Below are 17,177 nucleotides of genomic sequence, written 5' to 3'. Positions count from 1 at the left end.
CCATGATAACTATTTTTTGTAAGAGAATTCCTAATGAAGAGTTATACCTCGCGTCGCAATATTTTGCAAGGTTTGATTGTTAGTGCTGTTGTCGTTGGATTTGATCCAGTCAATCGTTCGTGGATAACATCTGCTAACGCAGCACAGTCGTTTATCAACCTGCCGCATTTAGATGGAGTAATTTACACTGATGATGCCACACGCGCAAATGCTGCTGATGATTTTGGGCATTTAGTGTATCGTCTGCCAAAAGCTGTACTCAAACCAGGTTCAATTCAGGATATTGTCTGTATTATCCAGTTTGCACGGCAAAATAACCTCAAAGTTGCTGCCCGCGGTCAGGGTCACTCTTGCTATGGTCAAGCACTATTAGAGGCGGGTTTAGTAATTGATATGAGTCCGTTAAACAAAATTCATCACCTTAGTGCAGACCGGGTTGTAGTTGAAGCTGGGGTAGTATGGAGCCAGCTATTGCAAGCAACCTTGAAGCAACAATTGACACCACCTGTCCTCACTGATTACATCGAACTGTCAATTGGAGGAACGTTATCATTGGGCGGTATTGGCGGCGCGAGCCATCGCTATGGTGTCCAGGTCGATAATGTGTTGGAACTTCAGGTAGTGACTGGTAAGGGTAAGTTGGAAACTTGTTCCCCCTACCAAAACTGCGATTTATTTGAAGCAGTGCTGGCTGGTCTGGGTCAGTGTGGAATCATAGTAAGGGCAACGATTCGGTTGATCAAAGCCTTGACTAATGCTCGTGTGTTTCTTTTGGATTACGATAATTTGGATACCTTTACTCATGACCAACGCTTACTAATTGCTGATGAACGGTTCAATTATGTCGAAGGTCAGGTAGTATCTGATACTAAAGGAGGGTGGCGTTATACGTTAGAAGCGGCTAGCTTTTACACCCCACCCAATCAGCCAGACAATACCAGTTTACTTGCGTCTTTGAGCTACACTCCGGGTACAGAACAAATAGAGGATAAATCTTACTTCGACTTTCTTAACCGCTTGGCAGAAACTGTTGCTTACCTGAAGTCTATCAATATTTGGTCTAACCCTCATCCTTGGATTAACCTCTTCGTACCGAGTACAGCGGTTAAGCAATATGTTGGCAAGATTGTTTCTACTTTGACACTAGCTGATACAGGAAATGGTCCAATTCTGCTGTACCCTGTCAAAACGGATCGTTTTAAGCTGCCTTTATTTCGGACACCTAACGAGCCAGTTGTGTTTCTCTTTGCTATTCTCCGAACTGCACCGCTTGATGATGCTACAGTTCGCAAGATGCTTGATGAGAATCAGAAATTTTTTGAGAAAAACCGTGATCTTGGCGGTACTCGCTATCCTGTAGACGCTATTAAATTTTCTCACTCGGATTGGAAGCAGCAGTTTGGGCCAGTTTGGGGCAGGTTGGTAAGTGTCAAGCGACGCTACGATCCTGACAATTTGCTGACCCCCGGTCAGGGTATTTTTTAAAACTTATCAGATGATGCTAAACGGGAAAAAGAAGCAATATTGGCGATATTATGCCCTAAAACTGAGGAAGAGAAGATTTAAACGCAAAGGAGCGCAAAGTAATAACTAATTATTAGTTACAGTTGGATTAAAATCGCTGACCTGTAGTAACTTCAAATCTAATTTCTCCTTGGTTGCTAATTCCTAAGTCGCCTCGAATCAGCCCAAAGGATGACTTGACTCGCAATCCTAAGCCGTAACCAAAACCACTTCCTGGTTTGTCTCGCAGCAGTCCTGGTTCTCCTAGCACGGTGTTGCTAGACCCGAAATCTGAAGCGAGGTCAGTAAAGAGAACTCCTCCTATTGACTGAAAAATTGGGAAACGATATTCCACTGAGGCTAAACCATAACTTCGGCCACTGGCAACTTTACCATAACCGTAACCCCTGACAGAATTTAGTCCGCCAATATTAAAGGCATCAGCTGGTGGAAAGTCTCCAAGAGTTGTGCCAATTTGTAAATTAATCGCCAATACTTCGGGATTGTCGGTTGGTCTACCATTACCTATCCAACTGACTGGGAAATACTGAATATAGTCTCCCCGTAGGCGGTTGCTGGAAATATTACCCAGTCCAATGGGAATCGCTTGTTCTGTACTGAGGGTGAGAATTGATCCTTGAGTCGGATTCTCTCGGCGATCGCGTTGATCTCTGGATACAGCAAATGATACTGTAAATAGGTCATCAATACCAGTACCGCTCACAGATAGAGGACTCCCTAAGCTATCGACCTGTGCAACATTATATTCGTGATCGCGTAGGCTAATTCTGGTATAGTTGAGTGCCACTGATGTATCCCAGTCATCAAAAGCTCCTAAAACTCCCACAGAACCGCCGAACCTTCCCTCTCGCACTTTGTCGCCGTTAGATAATCTGATATCTTCGTTGAAGGTTCCCGATATATCTCGACGACGAAAAGCTCTAATGCTATAGCCTAAGCGGTTTGGTTCTCCAGGACGATAAGGGCTAGTGAATTGACTATTAAACTGGACATCTTTAGTGCTGAACTGCACAGTTGTATCTAATTTATCGTTAAGACCGCTAATATTTGCATCTTTATAACCCACCCGACCGTATAGCCCAACATCATCGTTATTACCGCCTCCTAAGATTAGAGAAGGGAAGTTACGCTCTTTGATTTCATAGATGATATTAACGCTAGAAACATCTTCTTCAGAGTAAACATTGACTTGATAAAATGACTCTAATCTCCTCAATCGTTGCAAGTCTGCTTCAAGTAAATCTTTACGAAATATCTGACCCGGTTTGAGTTTCAGCAGACCAATGATAAAATCTTTCTGAGTCCGCCCTTTAATCGGCTGACCTTTGTCATCGAGCAACTTACCTTTTTCATTAATAAAACGAATCTGGATATCTTTGACAACTTTCTGAGAAAATTCCATCGCTTGGGTATCTACTGAAGTCGCTCCTAGATAATCACCATATTTGGCATACCCTCCCTCTATCTGGATCGTAGCTTCCGGTGTCACAATACTACCAGCCCTTTCCTGAGTAGAAGATTGCAAGTCTGCAAGGGCCTCCCGATTTTCCGTACCCACTAACATTACTGCGATCGCAACTACAGTTATTTGAACTCGCATATTGAAAATCCGTTAGTGTTATTAAGTTTACGACATAGAATGGACGGAAGGTTGAGAGAGCTAACTAATAGCATCACCCTTTAGTTTTATTTTTGCAATTTTTATGCAACCTCGACAAAGCATTATCCTACCCCAGAGTCTCTCAATACCCCCAAAGGCGGCGATGATTCCTGGGAGTGGCTGGACAATCTCACGGGAGGTCAACAAAAGTCAAAAGTCAAACTACACGTAGTGTCTCCAAAAGTTGGCGTCTTTTCTTCTCTACAAGAGGCTTCACCAACGAGACGCTGCGCGTTGGCGTCAGCCTCTCGCAGAGAAGGCTGTAGCCTGCGATAGATTAAGCTTTTTGGCAATTTTTGCGTAAGTCCTAGCTTTTTTATAGATAATTACAGTGGAGAATTATTTAGTAAATCCACTTCCATATAAAAAGCGATGAGAGAAAAACCCAAAAAAATGCGTGTATGGGCGATGTTGTGTCATTTCTCGGCTTTATTAGGGTGGATATTATTGTTTTTTTTGGTATTGCTTGGCATCCCTTTATATTTACCCCTAAATCTTTTGGCTCCACTCATGATTTGGCGATTTAAAAAATCACAATATCCCTGGATTGATTTCCAAGGAAAGGAATCATTAAATTTTCAAATCACTTGGACATTATATACCTTGATTTTCATGGCAATATCATTATTTTTAGTATTGACTAGCTTGAGTCTGGAAGTGACTACGAATGGTTCAGTTAATCAAATAAAAATAACTCTAGATAGCTTACTAATTGTGTTCCTGTCATTAATGTTATTAATCCTAATAGTCCAATCATTTATAGTGACTTTTGCTGCTATTAAAGCTTACAATGGTAAGCATTATCGTTACCCTTTGACAATTAGAGTTCTGCGATAAAAATTATTAAGCCTCTGTTGTTCCTCACTTACAATTTTTAACAAGGACTAAAAAATTACACGTCTATCGCTTCTTTTATAGGATATTAGCATGATATAATATCGAAACTTGCCTTTTTGTCTGATTTGTTTTAGGCTTTCTTTCATCGTTGCCTAATGAAGCTTAAATTAAATACTATAAAATCAAGGGTGCAAAAAAACAAAATTCACTTATACATATACCAAGATAATTTTTATGAGAATAGCATATATAATTTTGGCACATAATAATTTTAACCAATTAGTGCGTCTGATTTCTAAATTGAATACAAATGATGTTTCATTTTTTATACATATAGATAAAAAAGTAGATAGTAAAACATATCATCAAATATGTACTCAATTGAATGAGTTATCAAATGTATTTTTTATCAGAAGATACAATTCAGGATGGGGAAGTTTTAATGCTGTTAAAGCTAGTCTTGAAGGAATAAAATCAATAGTCGAAACAGATACTTACTTTGATTATATTATTCACTTATCTGGTCAAGATTATTTGATAAAGTCCAATAGAGAAATACATAAATTTCTCCAAGAGAATAAAGGTAGAGAATTTATAGAATATTTCCCACTACCTTATAGTAAATGGAAAGGTGGTGGCTTTAGAAGAATAGAATATTGGTACATTCGTTGGAACGATGAGGATTTTTTTATTCCTGAAAAACGTGAATTTAAATCTCCAATTGCATCTTTTTTATATTCATTTTTGACTTTGCTTTTACCTAAAAAACGCAAACTTCCTAAAGGCTTTGCTTTTTATGGAGGTTCTGCATTTTGGTGTTTAACTGGAGAATGTGTAAAGTATATCAATGATTTTGTAAAACAAAACCCAAAGTTTGTTAATCGCTTTAATTTCACTTCACTGGCAGATGAGCTATTTTACCAAATAGTTATTTTAAATTCACCTTTTAAAGATCAGGTAGTTAACGATAATATGAGATATATAGATTGGGGCGATGACGTTAATGCCTATCATCCCTTAATTTTAGAGAAAAAGGATTTTGAAAAAATCAGACAATCAAAAAAATTATTTGCTAGAAAGTTTGATCAAAGTAAAGACTCGGATATATTAGATATGATAGATAAAATGATATTATTAAGTAAATAGTAACTTGTAGAAGTATGCGAGTAAAGGATAATATGATTGGGGTTGCGATCGCCGGCACTGGATTTGGTCAAAAAGTCCACATCCCTGGATTCCAAGCACATCCTCGAACTAAGGTAGTTGCTGTTTATCATCGAGATATAAATAAAGCCGAAGCCATAGCAGAATCCCATAATATTCCCCACGCTTCCGATTCACTTACAGATATTGTGGCATTGCCAGAAGTGCAAGCAGTCAGCATCTCTACACCGCCATTTTTGCACTATGAAATGGCAAAAACTGTACTGCAATCTGGGAAACATTTATTATTAGAAAAACCGACAACTTTAAATGCAGTTGAAGCTAAAGAACTTTATCAACTAGCTAGAGAAAAAAGCGTCATTGCAACTGTAGATTTTGAATTTCGCTTTGTACCAGCATGGCAGTTATTTGCTGAACTATTGTCAGAAAACTATGTGGGTGAGTTGCGCTTAATTAAAATTGATTGGTTAGGTTCTTCTCGTGCTGATACTTCACGCCCTTGGAATTGGTATTCTGACAAGGATAAAGGAGGCGGTGCATTGGGGTCTTTGGGTTCCCACGCCTTCGATTATATTCACTGGCTATTCGGGCCAGTCCGTAGATTAAACGCTCATTTAACTACTGCTATTCCCACACGAGTTGACCCTGTTAGTGGGGAATCTAAGCCAGTGAATAGCGATGATAACTGTATATTAACGCTGGAATTAGCAGATGGTACACCTTGCCAACTTTCAATCAGTGCAGTTGTTCATGCACTAAGAACCCATTGGATAGAAGTATATGGCGATCGCGGTACATTAATTGTGGGCAGTGAAAATCAAAAAGATTATATACATGGCTTTCGTGTTTGGGGTTCCCAGCCAGGTAAACCTCTAACGGAAATAGAAATACCGAATCGGTTAATTTTTCCCAAAAATTATGTTGATGGGCGCATTTGTGCATTTATCCGCGTAGTAGACCAATGGATGCAAGGAATTGACCGCAATCAGGAAATTACACCATCGCTGCGAGAAGGAATTTATTCTCAGTTGTTGATGGATTTATCCCATGAATCTCATACAAAAGCAAGTTGGGTAGATGTACCAAGCTTGGAAGGATTTCTTCGCAACTAAGAAAATGAGCAAAACTCCCCGCATTCGTATCCCACTGGAAGTAAAGAAATATGTCTTTCAACGTGACAAATACCAATGCCAAAGCTGCGGTAAAATTACTGGAGAAACTAACCTCAGCATTGACCATATCATTCCCCTTGCCCGTGGTGGTCAAAACGATATCAGCAATCTTCAAACTCTCTGTCTTACCTGCAATCAGCAAAAAACAGACAACATTGATCCCCGCTTCCGACGCCATTTTGATTTATAACGGTTCTTAATTGCATGGAATACAGACCTAACAAGAACAGCCCCAACCCTTGTAGCGTTGGGAAGTAAGCCTCAAAGCCTCTCTCCTTTTAGGCTACGGTGTACACACAAGTTATCGAATCACTACCAGTCATCGAATTACCCCACCCTAACCCTCCCCGATGTATTGGGGAGGGAACGAGAATCTCTCTTTTTCCCCCTTTACAAGGGAGGATTTAGGGGGGTAATTCAACTTGTGTGGACACCCTAGCCTTTTAGGAGAGAGGTCTCTTTGGGCGCACCGCGTCCGCCCCTACATCTATCCCAACTGATTTGAGATCATACTGACATCAACGGCTAACTTTTTGCCCAACTTGAGCAACTGAAGACACCGATTATCTCCTTCATTCGCAGGGTTAGTGACACAGACCGGCGCTATCTGACTGTACAGACAACTAAAATATAGCTCTTGCGATCGCTGTAGAGAAATATCGATATTTAATTGATCCCCGACATCAATCAATCGCTCCAACAGTTGGATATCTGCATTAAAGCTACCATTGGCATCGTGCAACAATTGCCAAAGTGATCGCGCAATTAACTGTTCTAACATCTGCTTACCGTCGGGAATATTCAGCCGACAACGCAGATGTTTTGCTTCAGTAGCGATCGCCTCCAATTCTAATATGTGATTCCAACTCTTTTGGGGATCAGCGATATCTTGCTCAAGCCATTGCAATGTGATCAGACAGCGATGCCCTAAAGCAATATCTGCTGCTACCTGCAATTCTTGCGGTACAGCTATTTCATCTCGATGAAACGCCATCAGCACCCCATAATTATCACGGTAGGCTTGGGTATACAACTGTCCTAAACGTGTCAGTGTTTCCTGACTAAGCAACTGCATAATCCGGTGGCGTTCTTCAGCAAATAGATTTTGCAAGCTGAAAGCTTCTTCCCCAAATAGCTGTGTCATCACCAAAATAGTATGAGCCGCACTAGCTTGTTGCAGTGCCCCAAACAGCTTTTCTTTGATTTGGCTGTAGTCACGCCGCCCGGTAAATTGTTGAATGCAACAGTGGAAATCCCACCCTCCCAAATGCAGAACCGCAAATACCAAATGCTCACTTTCCCAAGTAATCTCTGATACCAGCTTTAAATTTCCCACAGCCAGAGTTAGCAATCCCATGCGTTGCAGTTGGTAATCTAGCTCATTGGCAGCATAGCAATAAACCTTTTTGTGGTAACGCTGAGACTGTTTGTCCGCAGCATCTTTTCTCGGCAGAGAATTGCGTGTCTCTACTAGTTTCTGATTGCTAAATAGGGAAGTAATCGCGTAATGGGCTGCTACTTGCTTAAAGCCAAGCTGGGCAGTTAACACCAGTTGCCGATAAATTTCCGCACCGTGTTTGAATTCATCGACATTACTAGGGGCTAAACCAAGACGTTTGACGAAGCCTTTTTCCAACTGCACACCAGCCACATCCCCCGCCAATTCCAAAGCCCGGGCGGCGTAGCGGAGAATCTGCGTCCCTTCTGGACGGGAAATTTCTTCAAAAAACCAACCGCAACTAGTGAACATCAACAAAGCGTGACGCTGCATTTCTAACAGGCGCAGGGCGTCTACTTGTTCGGCTGCTGTGAGTTTGTGGGTTTGATGGCGGGAGAGAAAACGGTTGACATTGTTAGCAGAGCGATCGCGCATTACTTGGATATATTCATCGCGTGCTTGCCAGGGATCACGAAATAACTGCCTGCCATGTTCTTCAAACACATCAGTTAGCTGATCCCGCAGCCAATTTAGGGCATTCCGCAAGGGACGACGCCATTTCTGATGCCAAACACTGCCTTCTCCACCGCAACCACAGTCATCCTGCCATCTGTCTACACCGTGGGCGCAACTCCAGGCTGTGATTGACTTCAATTCCACTTCCCAACTGGGAGAATTTAAGCTCAAGTAGTGGGCGAAGTTTGTCACCGTCCAACCGTGTTGCGGAAACTCCTTAGTAAAGGCGTAAGCTAAAGTTTTCTCAGTTCCCTTTTTGTGATGTCCGAAGGTTTCCCCATCTGTCGCCACAGAGATTAACTGTGTTGGCCGATGATCCCCACGCACGGCTGAACCGATACGTCCGGCAAAGTGAGTCGAATTATAAACGACATCACTAAAACCCATGTCCCGCGATATCGGGCCATCGTAGAAGAAGATATCAATGTAGGGTAATCTTTCTGTACCACTATCCTTGGGACTAGTGGCGATCGCCTCCGGCGGGGTGTAGCCCATCGCATTCAGAGTTGAAGATGAAGTGCTTAGTGTGGGCTGCAAATAACAACGATAGGGACGAGTGGAATCAATCTGACTACCACCGACTTCGATCCATTCAGGATTGGGATCATCTTGAGTGGGGAGGGGACGGCAACGCAGTGCTTGAGACGGTGCAAGGATAATGAAGCGAATACCTTCAGCAACAAGAGCTTCTAGGGTTGCGTAGTCTACAGCAGTTTCTGCTAGCCACATGCCTTCGGGATCGCGTCCAAAGCGGGAGCGGAAGTCTTCTTTACCCCAGCGAATTTGGGTATATTTGTCGCGTTCGTTCGCCAGAGGCATGATGATGTGATTGTATACTTGCGCGATCGCATTGCCGTGACCATGCAAGCGTTGGCCACTCTTGGCATCCGCCTCTAAAATCCGCTGATAAACCTCCACATCGTAGCGTTCTAGCCACGACATCAGGGTTGGCCCAATATTAAAACTGAAATACTCATAATTGTTGACGATCTCCACCACTTCGCCTCGGTCATTTAAGACTCTGGCAAAGGCATTCGGGCGATAGCATTCCCAATGAATCCGCTCATTCCAGTCATGGAAAGGTGCAGCACTCGGTTGGCGTTCAATTGCGTCCAGATAAGGGTTTTCCCTCGGTGGCTGGTAAAAATGACCATGCACCGTCACATAAACACCATTAGCCTTTCTCAGGGGATCGGTTTCTTTGGTGTTATTGGGATCTGAATGTAATGTTAACGTTGAGCCACTAGCTGGCATTTCAGCAGAAGTCATGTCTATTTATCCAATACAAAAAACTTGCAGTGCACCGAAAATATTGTGCGTAAACCTTTCTCCAATGGTTTGAGCACAAAATCCGGTATGAACAACAACTATGGAATCCAACCCAATTTTTAACAAAGCTGTTTTATTGTAGTGGGAAATCTGCGTTATCGCACAGTGCAAAGTCCGTTGGGCGGCTCTGCCGACTTAAAGGAACTTTGCAAGACAGCCCTTTCCCTGAAGACTCAAAGTAATTAGCCATTGAACAAGGACTCAGTTAGAGGTTTTCTCTTCTTTAGCGCCAATCAAAATTTTAATTGTCTTTTAATATATTAAACCCCATTTCTGGTGTAATAATTTGGCTCAAATTCATACTTTTGCAACAAAAGATGACAAAAACTCCTTAAATCGCAATCTTATTTTACATAACATCCGCAGCAGTGAACTGAAAACAGTACAATTTCTGAATTGCTCTACAGACGGTTGAGAGTATCCTATGAGAGTGATGAGTCGGAAGTTAAGAGTGAGGAGTTAGAAGTCAAGAGTGAGGAGTAATTAGAAGTTTTACTCATAACTCCTAACTCATAACTCCTAACTCATAACTCATAACTCCGATAAGGTACCCTCAACTCAAGACAACAAATGTCAACAAAAAACATTATTCTTCTCGTTTTATTGCTGTTTATCCCGGTTTCCCTAGCAGCCTACTTTCTGGAGTGGGGAGAATTGATAGTTTTCATTACAGCTGGATTAGCAATTCTGCCCTTAGCAGCTTGGATGGGTACAGCCACGGAAGAAATTGCTGTCGTAGTGGGGCCATCATTGGGGGGCTTGTTAAACGCCACGTTTGGCAATGCTACAGAACTGATCATCGCCCTAATCGCGTTGAACGCTGGATTAATAGATGTAGTCAAAGCCAGTATCACGGGATCGATTATTAGCAACTTACTACTCGTGATGGGTTTTTCCATGCTTTTGGGAGGACTGCGCTACAAAGAACAGACATTTCAGCCAATTGTGGCGCGGGTGAATGCTGCTTCGATGAATTTGGCGGTGATTGCCATTTTGATGCCAACAGCGATGAATTACACTTCTCAAGGAATTAACGAACAAACACTGCAAAATCTTTCTATTGCTGTTGCCGTAGTATTAATCCTGGTTTATGCCTTAACACTGCTATTTTCCATGAAAACCCACTCCTATCTATATGATGTAGGTTTAGCGGAGGCAGAAGCAGAAGCAGAAGAAATATCTCATGCTAAACCAAATATAGCGTTGTGGGTTGGCGTGCTGCTAGTGTGTACCTTACTAGTGGCAATTGAGTCAGAAATGCTAGTGGATTCTCTGGAAGTTGCCACATCTCAGCTAGGTTTGACGGCGCTGTTTACAGGGGTGATTTTGGTTCCCATCGTCGGTAACGCGGCTGAACATGCCACAGCAGTCACCGTGGCGATGAAAGATAAGATGGATCTTTCTCTTTCGGTAGCTGTGGGATCAAGTATGCAGATTGCCCTATTTGTCGCGCCCGTGTTAGTTATAGCAGGGCGGATATTGGGTAAACCAATGGATTTGGACTTCAAACCCTTTGAGTTAGTAGCTGTGGTTGTGTCAGTGTTGATTGCAAACAGTATTAGTTCCGATGGTAAGTCCAATTGGCTGGAAGGCACTTTATTATTAGCTGCCTATACAGTGTTGGGGTTCGCCTTCTACTTCCATCCAGTTCTGGAAAGTATGGGGTAGTTAGCTAGCAGTAGGAGCGCTCATAGTTTAACCTAAAGCGATCGCTCTTGATTATGGGTAATGACCGAGGTAATTTTAGATTTTAGATTTTCCACACTAGATATCAGCAATAGTTTTTCTAACCCCAAAAGACAAAAGACTCCTCTTTCTCAACAAAAAAACAGCTTAACTTAATGGAGAAGATAAAATTTCTAGTCTTAGTTAAGACTTTAAATGATTAAAACTAAAGTACCTATGACTACCAACCCAGTTCCTAAAATAATCTTCCAGTTTAATGGTTCTCCCAGAAAAATGACTGAAAACAATAAAACTAATACCAAGCTTGATTTATCAATTGGTGCGACAAGGGAAGCTTTTCCGGCTTGTAAAGCTTGGAAGTAAAAAATCCATGACAAACCTGTAGCTAGTCCAGATAATAATAAGAAAATCATCGTTTTTGGGGGAATGACTAAGATATTAACTACGTTTCCCTCAAAAAATACAATCCCCCAAGCAACTATTAATATGACAACTGTTCGGATTGCTGTCGCTAAATTAGCGTTCACATTTTCTACCCCAATTTTGGCAAAGATAGTTGTCAATGCTGCAAAGCCAGCCGAAAATAATGCATATATCCACCACGTTCTGCTGTTGCTCTCCATCTTCCTTCCTGATTCACTAGTCAAAATTAGCAATGTCATTTAGGCTCATGTTAGATTAAATTACTCCGTAAAAACTGCGATCGTTGATTTGCAGACAATTGTTAAATATCCTAAATGAGTCGTGAAAAATATAGATAAGGAAACGAACCGCCATCTCTACGAGAGGCTTCCACCAAGGCGCAGCGTCTCCAAGAGTTGAACGCCTTCTCTACGAGACGCTACGTGTAGCTTGCTTCCACGTTCGCGGAGCGTTCCGTAGGAAAGTGGTACGGCATCCCTGTTTGGCTTTGACTCTAAAAATTGTGCACAGATGCCAGGACGAGCGCCTATCTCTCTACAAGACGCTAACGCGAACGATTTTAGATTTTAGATTCTTTTGGTTCATGCCAGACTAACGTCTCGCTACGCGCTTTCACCCCTTCTGCGTGACACAAATCCAAAATCCAAAATCTGTTAATTACACCCTTTTGCCTGGGACAGGAGAAAATAAAGACATGTAAGAGCGATCGCCTGTATGAGCTACTGCCTTAATCCCCATTGTCCCAAGCCTGAAAATCCTGATGATGTCAAGTTTTGCCGGACTTGCGGTTCAAAATTACTCCTCAAAGAACGTTACCGTGCTATCAAACCAATCGGACAAGGTGGTTTTGGCAAAACCTTCTTAGCTGTGGATGAGGATAAACCCTCAAAACCACGCTACGTAATTAAGCAATTTTATCCCCAAGCCCAAGGCACTAACACTCTTGCAAAAGCTGTAGAGTTATTTAATCAAGAAGCGGTGCAGTTAGATGAATTGGGCAAACATGCCCAAATTCCCGAACTACTGGCATATTTTACTCAAGAAGATCGGCAGTATCTTGTACAAGAATTTATCGACGGACAAAACTTAGCCCAGGAATTAGCACATAGAGGTACTTTCAATGAAATACAAATCCGGCAACTATTAAATGATTTATTGTCAGTTTTGCAATTTTGTCACGCTAGACACGTAATTCATCGCGATATTAAGCCAGAAAATATTATTCGTGAAAGCGATGCCTATGGCAAGGGCGAAGCCCAACGCAAACTAGTATTAGTAGATTTTGGTGCCGCTAAATCTGCCACTAGTACTGCTTTAAATAAAACTGGTACAAGTATTGGTAGTCCAGAATATGTTGCACCTGAACAAATGAGAGGTAGGGCTGTTTTCGCTAGCGATATTTATAGTTTGGGTGCTACTTGTATTAATTTATTAACTGGGCGATCGCCTTTTGATTCCTATGATACCAACAACGATACTTGGGTTTGGCAGCAATACTTGCAAACTCCCGTCAGTAATCAGTTGAATCGCATTCTCAAAAAAATGCTAGAAAGTATTCCAATTCGGCGTTATCAAACAGTAGATGAGGTTCTCAACGATTTAAATCAACAATCGCAAGTAGCAGCCACACCAGCGATAGCACTAAAACCTATCCCCCAATCACCACACAATTCTCCACCCACTTTTATATCGAAATCTCCTAGTCAAATTGAGCAGGAATTAGAGGAAATGAAAACCCAATTTTTGGGTAATAGCAAACCTCAACCAAATAAAATACAGCCACCAAATCCTACATCTCAGCCTCATAGTAAAAGCAAAATAGATGAAGAATTAGAAGAATTAAAAGCTAAATATCTTGGTAATAACAACTCTTAATATTAAGGTAGTGGGCAGGATAGAAGCTATTATACATCTAAGAAAGCACATCAGATAGCAGAGGAATAAGGGAGAAAGATTGATGCCTTTTCTCTAAAATAAAAAATATGCAAGTTAAATGTGCATTAATTTAACAATGAATAATTAACAGTGATAAGTGACAAAAAAAGTGACTCTAACAGAGCCACTTTCAAATTTACAAACTAAAACTATTTAAACTTTTGGACCAGCTGTAGGTGTTGTAGGTGTAGTTAGTTCTGTAGCTTGCATCGGTTTCGGTGTGGAAGTGTGCACGGATGCTTCAGAAATCGGTGTCCATTCGGTGTGGAAGGCTCCGGGCTTATCAAGTCGCTCGTAGGTGTGCGCCCCGAAGTAGTCGCGTTGAGCTTGAGTAAGGTTTTGGGGCAAGCGATCGCGTCGATAGCTGTCAAAATAATCTAATGACGCACTGAATGCTGGCACTGGAATTCCCAGTTTTGCTGCTGTTGCCAATACTTCCCGCCAAGCTGTTTGTCTGTCGAGAATCGTCTGCCTGAATTCCGGAGCCAATAGCAGGTTAGGTGGCGCTGGATTTTCGTTAAATGCGTTCTTAATCTTATTCAAAAATCCAGCACGAATAATACAGCCACCCTTCCAAATCCGCGCCAATTCACCTAAATTTAAGTTAAAATTGTAGGTTTTTGAAGCTGTAGCCAACAACGCCATGCCCTGAGCGTAAGAACAGATTTTCGAGCAATACAGGGCATCTCGTACCATGTTGATAAAGGCTTTGGTATCTCCCTCATACTTGGCAGAAGGACCTGTAAGTATCTTGGATGCTGCTACCCGCTCTTTTTTGAAGGAAGACATTATCCGAGCATTCACCGCTGCAATCATTGTTGGTACAGCAACTCCCAAATCCATTGCAGTTTGCACTGTCCAGCGTCCGGTTCCTTTTTGCCCTGCGGCATCAACAATCAAATCGACTAAGGGTAGATTTGTTTCTGGGTCAATGTAAGGGAAAATCTTTGCTGTAATTTCAATCAAAAACGAATTAAGTTCGTCAGTGGTGTTCCATTCGGTAAAAACTTCATGTAGCTGATTATGGTCTAGTCCAGCAACATTTTTCAGCAAGTCGTATGCTTCTGCAATTAACTGCATATCGCCGTACTCGATGCCGTTATGTACCATTTTGACGTAGTGACCGGCACCACCAGGACCGCAATAGGTTACGCAAGGACCATCGTCAACTTGGGCAGCAATTTTATTAAAAATTGGTGAGAGATACTCGTAGGAACTTTCTGTACCTCCAGGCATCAATGAGGGGCCATTTAGCGCACCTTCTTCACCACCACTAACACCCATACCGATAAACCGAAGTCCAGCGGGTTCTAATTCCTGAGTGCGTCGTTCTGTATCTTCAAACCAAGAGTTGCCACCGTCGATAATGATATCGCCTTCGTCTAACAAGGGTTTGAGTTGAGAAATTACTGCATCTACTGGCTTACCAGCTTGCACCATCACTAGGATTTTGCGAGGACGTTCCAATGCAGCAACAAATTCTTCTAGGGTAAAGGCGGCTTTGACATTCCGTCCTGGCGCACGCTGCGCCATAAAGGCATCCGTTTTTTCTCGGGAGCGGTTATAAACTGCAATTGGGAAGCCATTGCGCTCCACGTTGAGAGCGATATTCTCACCCATAACGGCTAATCCAATCACACCAAAGCTTTGTAATGTCATAAATTCCAGATGTTTGGCTAACTCTTGCAGATCCTTTTACCTATAAGCGTAATCCGAGATTTTCGCTTCTCTCCTAAAGAAGACCTTAAGAGTTAATATAAACGACAAAAATCCACAACTAACATAGATAATTAATTTTAATTTGTATCTAAATCAACAATTGACTTGCAAAATAGTTAGTTAGTTAAGGGATTGGGGACTGGGGACTGAGAAATTCTTTCCTAGTACCTAATACCCAATACCTAATACCCATTGCCCCTTATCCCCTCCAGGGGCCCCGAGTTCCCCAATCCCTAGTCAAAGGAGTAACCAAATAATGCTGGCATATGTCCTAGCTTTGGTGGTCGGTCTTGGTAGTTTAGCGATTTATATAGCAGCTTTCTTTTTTCCAGAAATCCACCGCAAGAATGACTTTATTTGGAGTGGTGTAGGACTATTCTACGCCTTAGTCTTATGGGTATTTGCACCACGCATTTCCGGGGGTTTGTTGCTCGGTCATGTGGCTAGTGTAGCTCTCTTGGTCTGGTTTGGCTGGCAAACTCTATCATTACGTCGGCAACTAACCCCGCAGGCACAACAAACCCAAGTACCCAGTCCTGAGACGGTGAAAACTGGCATTCAAGAACAGGTGAATAAGTTGTCCCTTCAGGAACGGCTGGGCCAATTGCAAAAAGGTCTTGGTAGCACCTTCAGTGGCGTGAAAGATAAGGTGCAACAGACTGTGAGTAAAAAGACACCCACAACCCTCAAACCTGAAGACATTACTTCTGTATTGGCAGAGAAACCTGCTGTTGAGATTATCGACAAAACTATTGCCATACCAAAACAACCAGCAGAGGAGACAGTTACTACCGACACCGAAGCAAAAACCGAGACTGTATTGGAAGCAATTCCACCACATCCCCCATCTCCGGAATTGGTGGAAGCAGCGCAAGCAGATTTTGAAATTGAGAACAAGCAACCGATTTCTGTAGAAGAAATTGCGCCAGATGCGGTACTCGCTCCCCCAACGGAAACGCCACCGGAACAAATACCACCGAATCAAGTTAGTTGAATGCAGTGAAACCCAACGTTAACCTAATATGATGTTGGGTTTCACTATTTCTATCAGACTATTTTAAGGTTGATTTCAAACGCTAATTCAGAACAATAGAAGCACACATCAAATGCTAAAAATAAATTCATGTGTTCTAGAATCAATGGGGCGTTTCTATCTCTTGTCTAAGCAAAAGCTAGCTTTACTGTCGGAAATTGCTCAACATTTCCCATCAACACCAATGCCCTGGCCTCAAACCTAGCCAAATATACCACCCAATGGAACTGAGAGCCTTTGACGTTTCCAAACTGCTCCCAGCCTTAACCCGATTTCATAGGGCAATACGTTGACACTAGAACCAGTATTTAGTAAACCTGATACACTTACAGAACGATTCTGATAAGTTAGAATTAGCGGTAGATAAGGCAGCATACTTAATGCACGGAGTTCTAGATTTACTTCAGTAAATGCAAATCTAACTTTATCAACCATGTGTTGCCGCTTTTTCTTCTGCTAGTGCCTTCGCTAAAACAGCAGCAGCTTCAAAAGAATCATATAAGCCAAGACTTGCTACTTTGTCCTGAGCATCCAATGGAACTAAACTTGATTCCTTCAACAATTCAGCTGCCAGGAAATGTATTAGTAAGAGTTTATCAGTGTGGGATAATTCTTTAAGCAGCGGTATGAGTTCGGTAGGAAGCATAAGTTAAAGCTTTAATAAATTTAGGTTACATAAATTTTAGAGCATAGTTTTAGAAGAGAAGCCGCCAGCTACAGTTTTTAGTGCTTTGCTGTTAG

At 42.0% G+C, this 17,177-nt stretch carries 12 protein-coding genes and 2 pseudogenes; 8 read left to right on the top strand and 6 right to left on the bottom strand.

Going from position 1 to position 17,177, the window contains the following annotated elements; translation table 11 throughout:
• Positions 1-33 precede the first annotated feature (33 nt).
• A complete protein-coding gene (locus V7K48_RS01525; RefSeq protein ID WP_335068940.1) occupies positions 34-1,485 on the top strand; it encodes an FAD-binding protein in 1,452 nt (483 codons plus the stop codon).
• A gap of 127 nt (positions 1,486-1,612) precedes the next feature.
• On the opposite strand, the gene V7K48_RS01520 is transcribed toward V7K48_RS01525, so the two are convergent.
• Positions 1,613-3,124 carry a BamA/TamA family outer membrane protein gene (locus V7K48_RS01520; RefSeq protein ID WP_335068938.1) on the bottom strand — a complete coding sequence of 504 codons (1,512 nt, stop codon included), beginning with the start codon at positions 3,122-3,124 and terminating at the stop codon, positions 1,613-1,615.
• A gap of 432 nt (positions 3,125-3,556) precedes the next feature.
• Between V7K48_RS01520 and V7K48_RS01515 the strand changes: the two genes are divergently transcribed.
• The 4 genes from V7K48_RS01515 to V7K48_RS01500 all read left to right on the top strand — a co-directional run bounded on the left by V7K48_RS01515 (position 3,557) and on the right by V7K48_RS01500 (position 6,547).
• Positions 3,557-4,021 (top strand): DUF4870 domain-containing protein, encoded by a 465-nt coding sequence (locus V7K48_RS01515; protein WP_335068936.1) that lies wholly within the window; start codon positions 3,557-3,559, stop codon positions 4,019-4,021.
• Positions 4,022-4,255: 234 nt separating this feature from the next.
• Positions 4,256-5,167, top strand: coding sequence for a beta-1,6-N-acetylglucosaminyltransferase (locus V7K48_RS01510; protein ID WP_335068934.1), 912 nt, complete (start codon positions 4,256-4,258; stop codon positions 5,165-5,167).
• A 32-nt stretch (positions 5,168-5,199) separates the two neighbouring features.
• Entirely contained in the window at positions 5,200-6,297 is a 1,098-nt protein-coding gene (locus tag V7K48_RS01505) for a Gfo/Idh/MocA family protein (protein ID WP_335069021.1), read from the top strand.
• 4 nt (positions 6,298-6,301) lie between these two features.
• Positions 6,302-6,547, top strand: coding sequence for an HNH endonuclease (locus V7K48_RS01500; RefSeq protein ID WP_335068932.1), 246 nt, complete (start codon positions 6,302-6,304; stop codon positions 6,545-6,547).
• A 297-nt stretch (positions 6,548-6,844) separates the two neighbouring features.
• Here V7K48_RS01500 and V7K48_RS01495 read toward each other — a convergent pair whose 3' ends face one another.
• The gene (locus V7K48_RS01495) at positions 6,845-9,580 is read right to left on the bottom strand and encodes a DUF3536 domain-containing protein (protein WP_335068930.1); all 2,736 of its coding nucleotides are present in this window, start codon (positions 9,578-9,580) and stop codon (positions 6,845-6,847) included.
• A gap of 627 nt (positions 9,581-10,207) precedes the next feature.
• Here V7K48_RS01495 and cax point away from each other — a divergent pair.
• A pseudogene (gene cax / locus V7K48_RS01490) lies at positions 10,208-11,308 on the top strand (calcium/proton exchanger); the annotation flags it as partial.
• A 209-nt stretch (positions 11,309-11,517) separates the two neighbouring features.
• Here cax and V7K48_RS01485 read toward each other — a convergent pair.
• Positions 11,518-11,949: an EamA family transporter gene (locus V7K48_RS01485; protein WP_335068928.1), complete on the bottom strand. Its 432-nt coding sequence runs from the start codon at positions 11,947-11,949 to the stop codon at positions 11,518-11,520.
• A gap of 514 nt (positions 11,950-12,463) precedes the next feature.
• Here V7K48_RS01485 and V7K48_RS01480 point away from each other — a divergent pair.
• Complete coding sequence (locus V7K48_RS01480) at positions 12,464-13,624, top strand: serine/threonine-protein kinase (RefSeq protein WP_335068926.1); 1,161 nt, start codon at positions 12,464-12,466, stop codon at positions 13,622-13,624.
• 297 nt (positions 13,625-13,921) lie between these two features.
• Here V7K48_RS01480 and gndA read toward each other — a convergent pair.
• A pseudogene (gene gndA / locus V7K48_RS01475) lies at positions 13,922-15,343 on the bottom strand (NADP-dependent phosphogluconate dehydrogenase); the annotation flags it as partial.
• 316 nt (positions 15,344-15,659) lie between these two features.
• Here gndA and V7K48_RS01470 point away from each other — a divergent pair.
• Positions 15,660-16,397 carry a Ycf66 family protein gene (locus V7K48_RS01470; RefSeq protein ID WP_335068924.1) on the top strand — a complete coding sequence of 246 codons (738 nt, stop codon included), beginning with the start codon at positions 15,660-15,662 and terminating at the stop codon, positions 16,395-16,397.
• 240 nt (positions 16,398-16,637) lie between these two features.
• On the opposite strand, the gene V7K48_RS01465 is transcribed toward V7K48_RS01470, so the two are convergent.
• A complete protein-coding gene (locus V7K48_RS01465) occupies positions 16,638-16,871 on the bottom strand; it encodes a hypothetical protein (protein ID WP_335068922.1) in 234 nt (77 codons plus the stop codon).
• Positions 16,864-17,082, bottom strand: coding sequence for a hypothetical protein (locus tag V7K48_RS01460; RefSeq protein WP_335068919.1), 219 nt, complete (start codon positions 17,080-17,082; stop codon positions 16,864-16,866). The genes V7K48_RS01465 and V7K48_RS01460 overlap by 8 nt, the downstream gene beginning before the upstream one ends.
• Positions 17,083-17,177 lie beyond the last annotated feature (95 nt).

The sequence above is a fragment of the Nostoc sp. genome, from assembly GCF_036919615.1.
In the GTDB taxonomy this organism is placed as follows: domain Bacteria; phylum Cyanobacteriota; class Cyanobacteriia; order Cyanobacteriales; family Nostocaceae; genus Nostoc.
The sequence above is the reverse complement of the archived record's forward strand: the minus strand, read 5'-3'. Positions and strand labels throughout refer to the sequence as shown.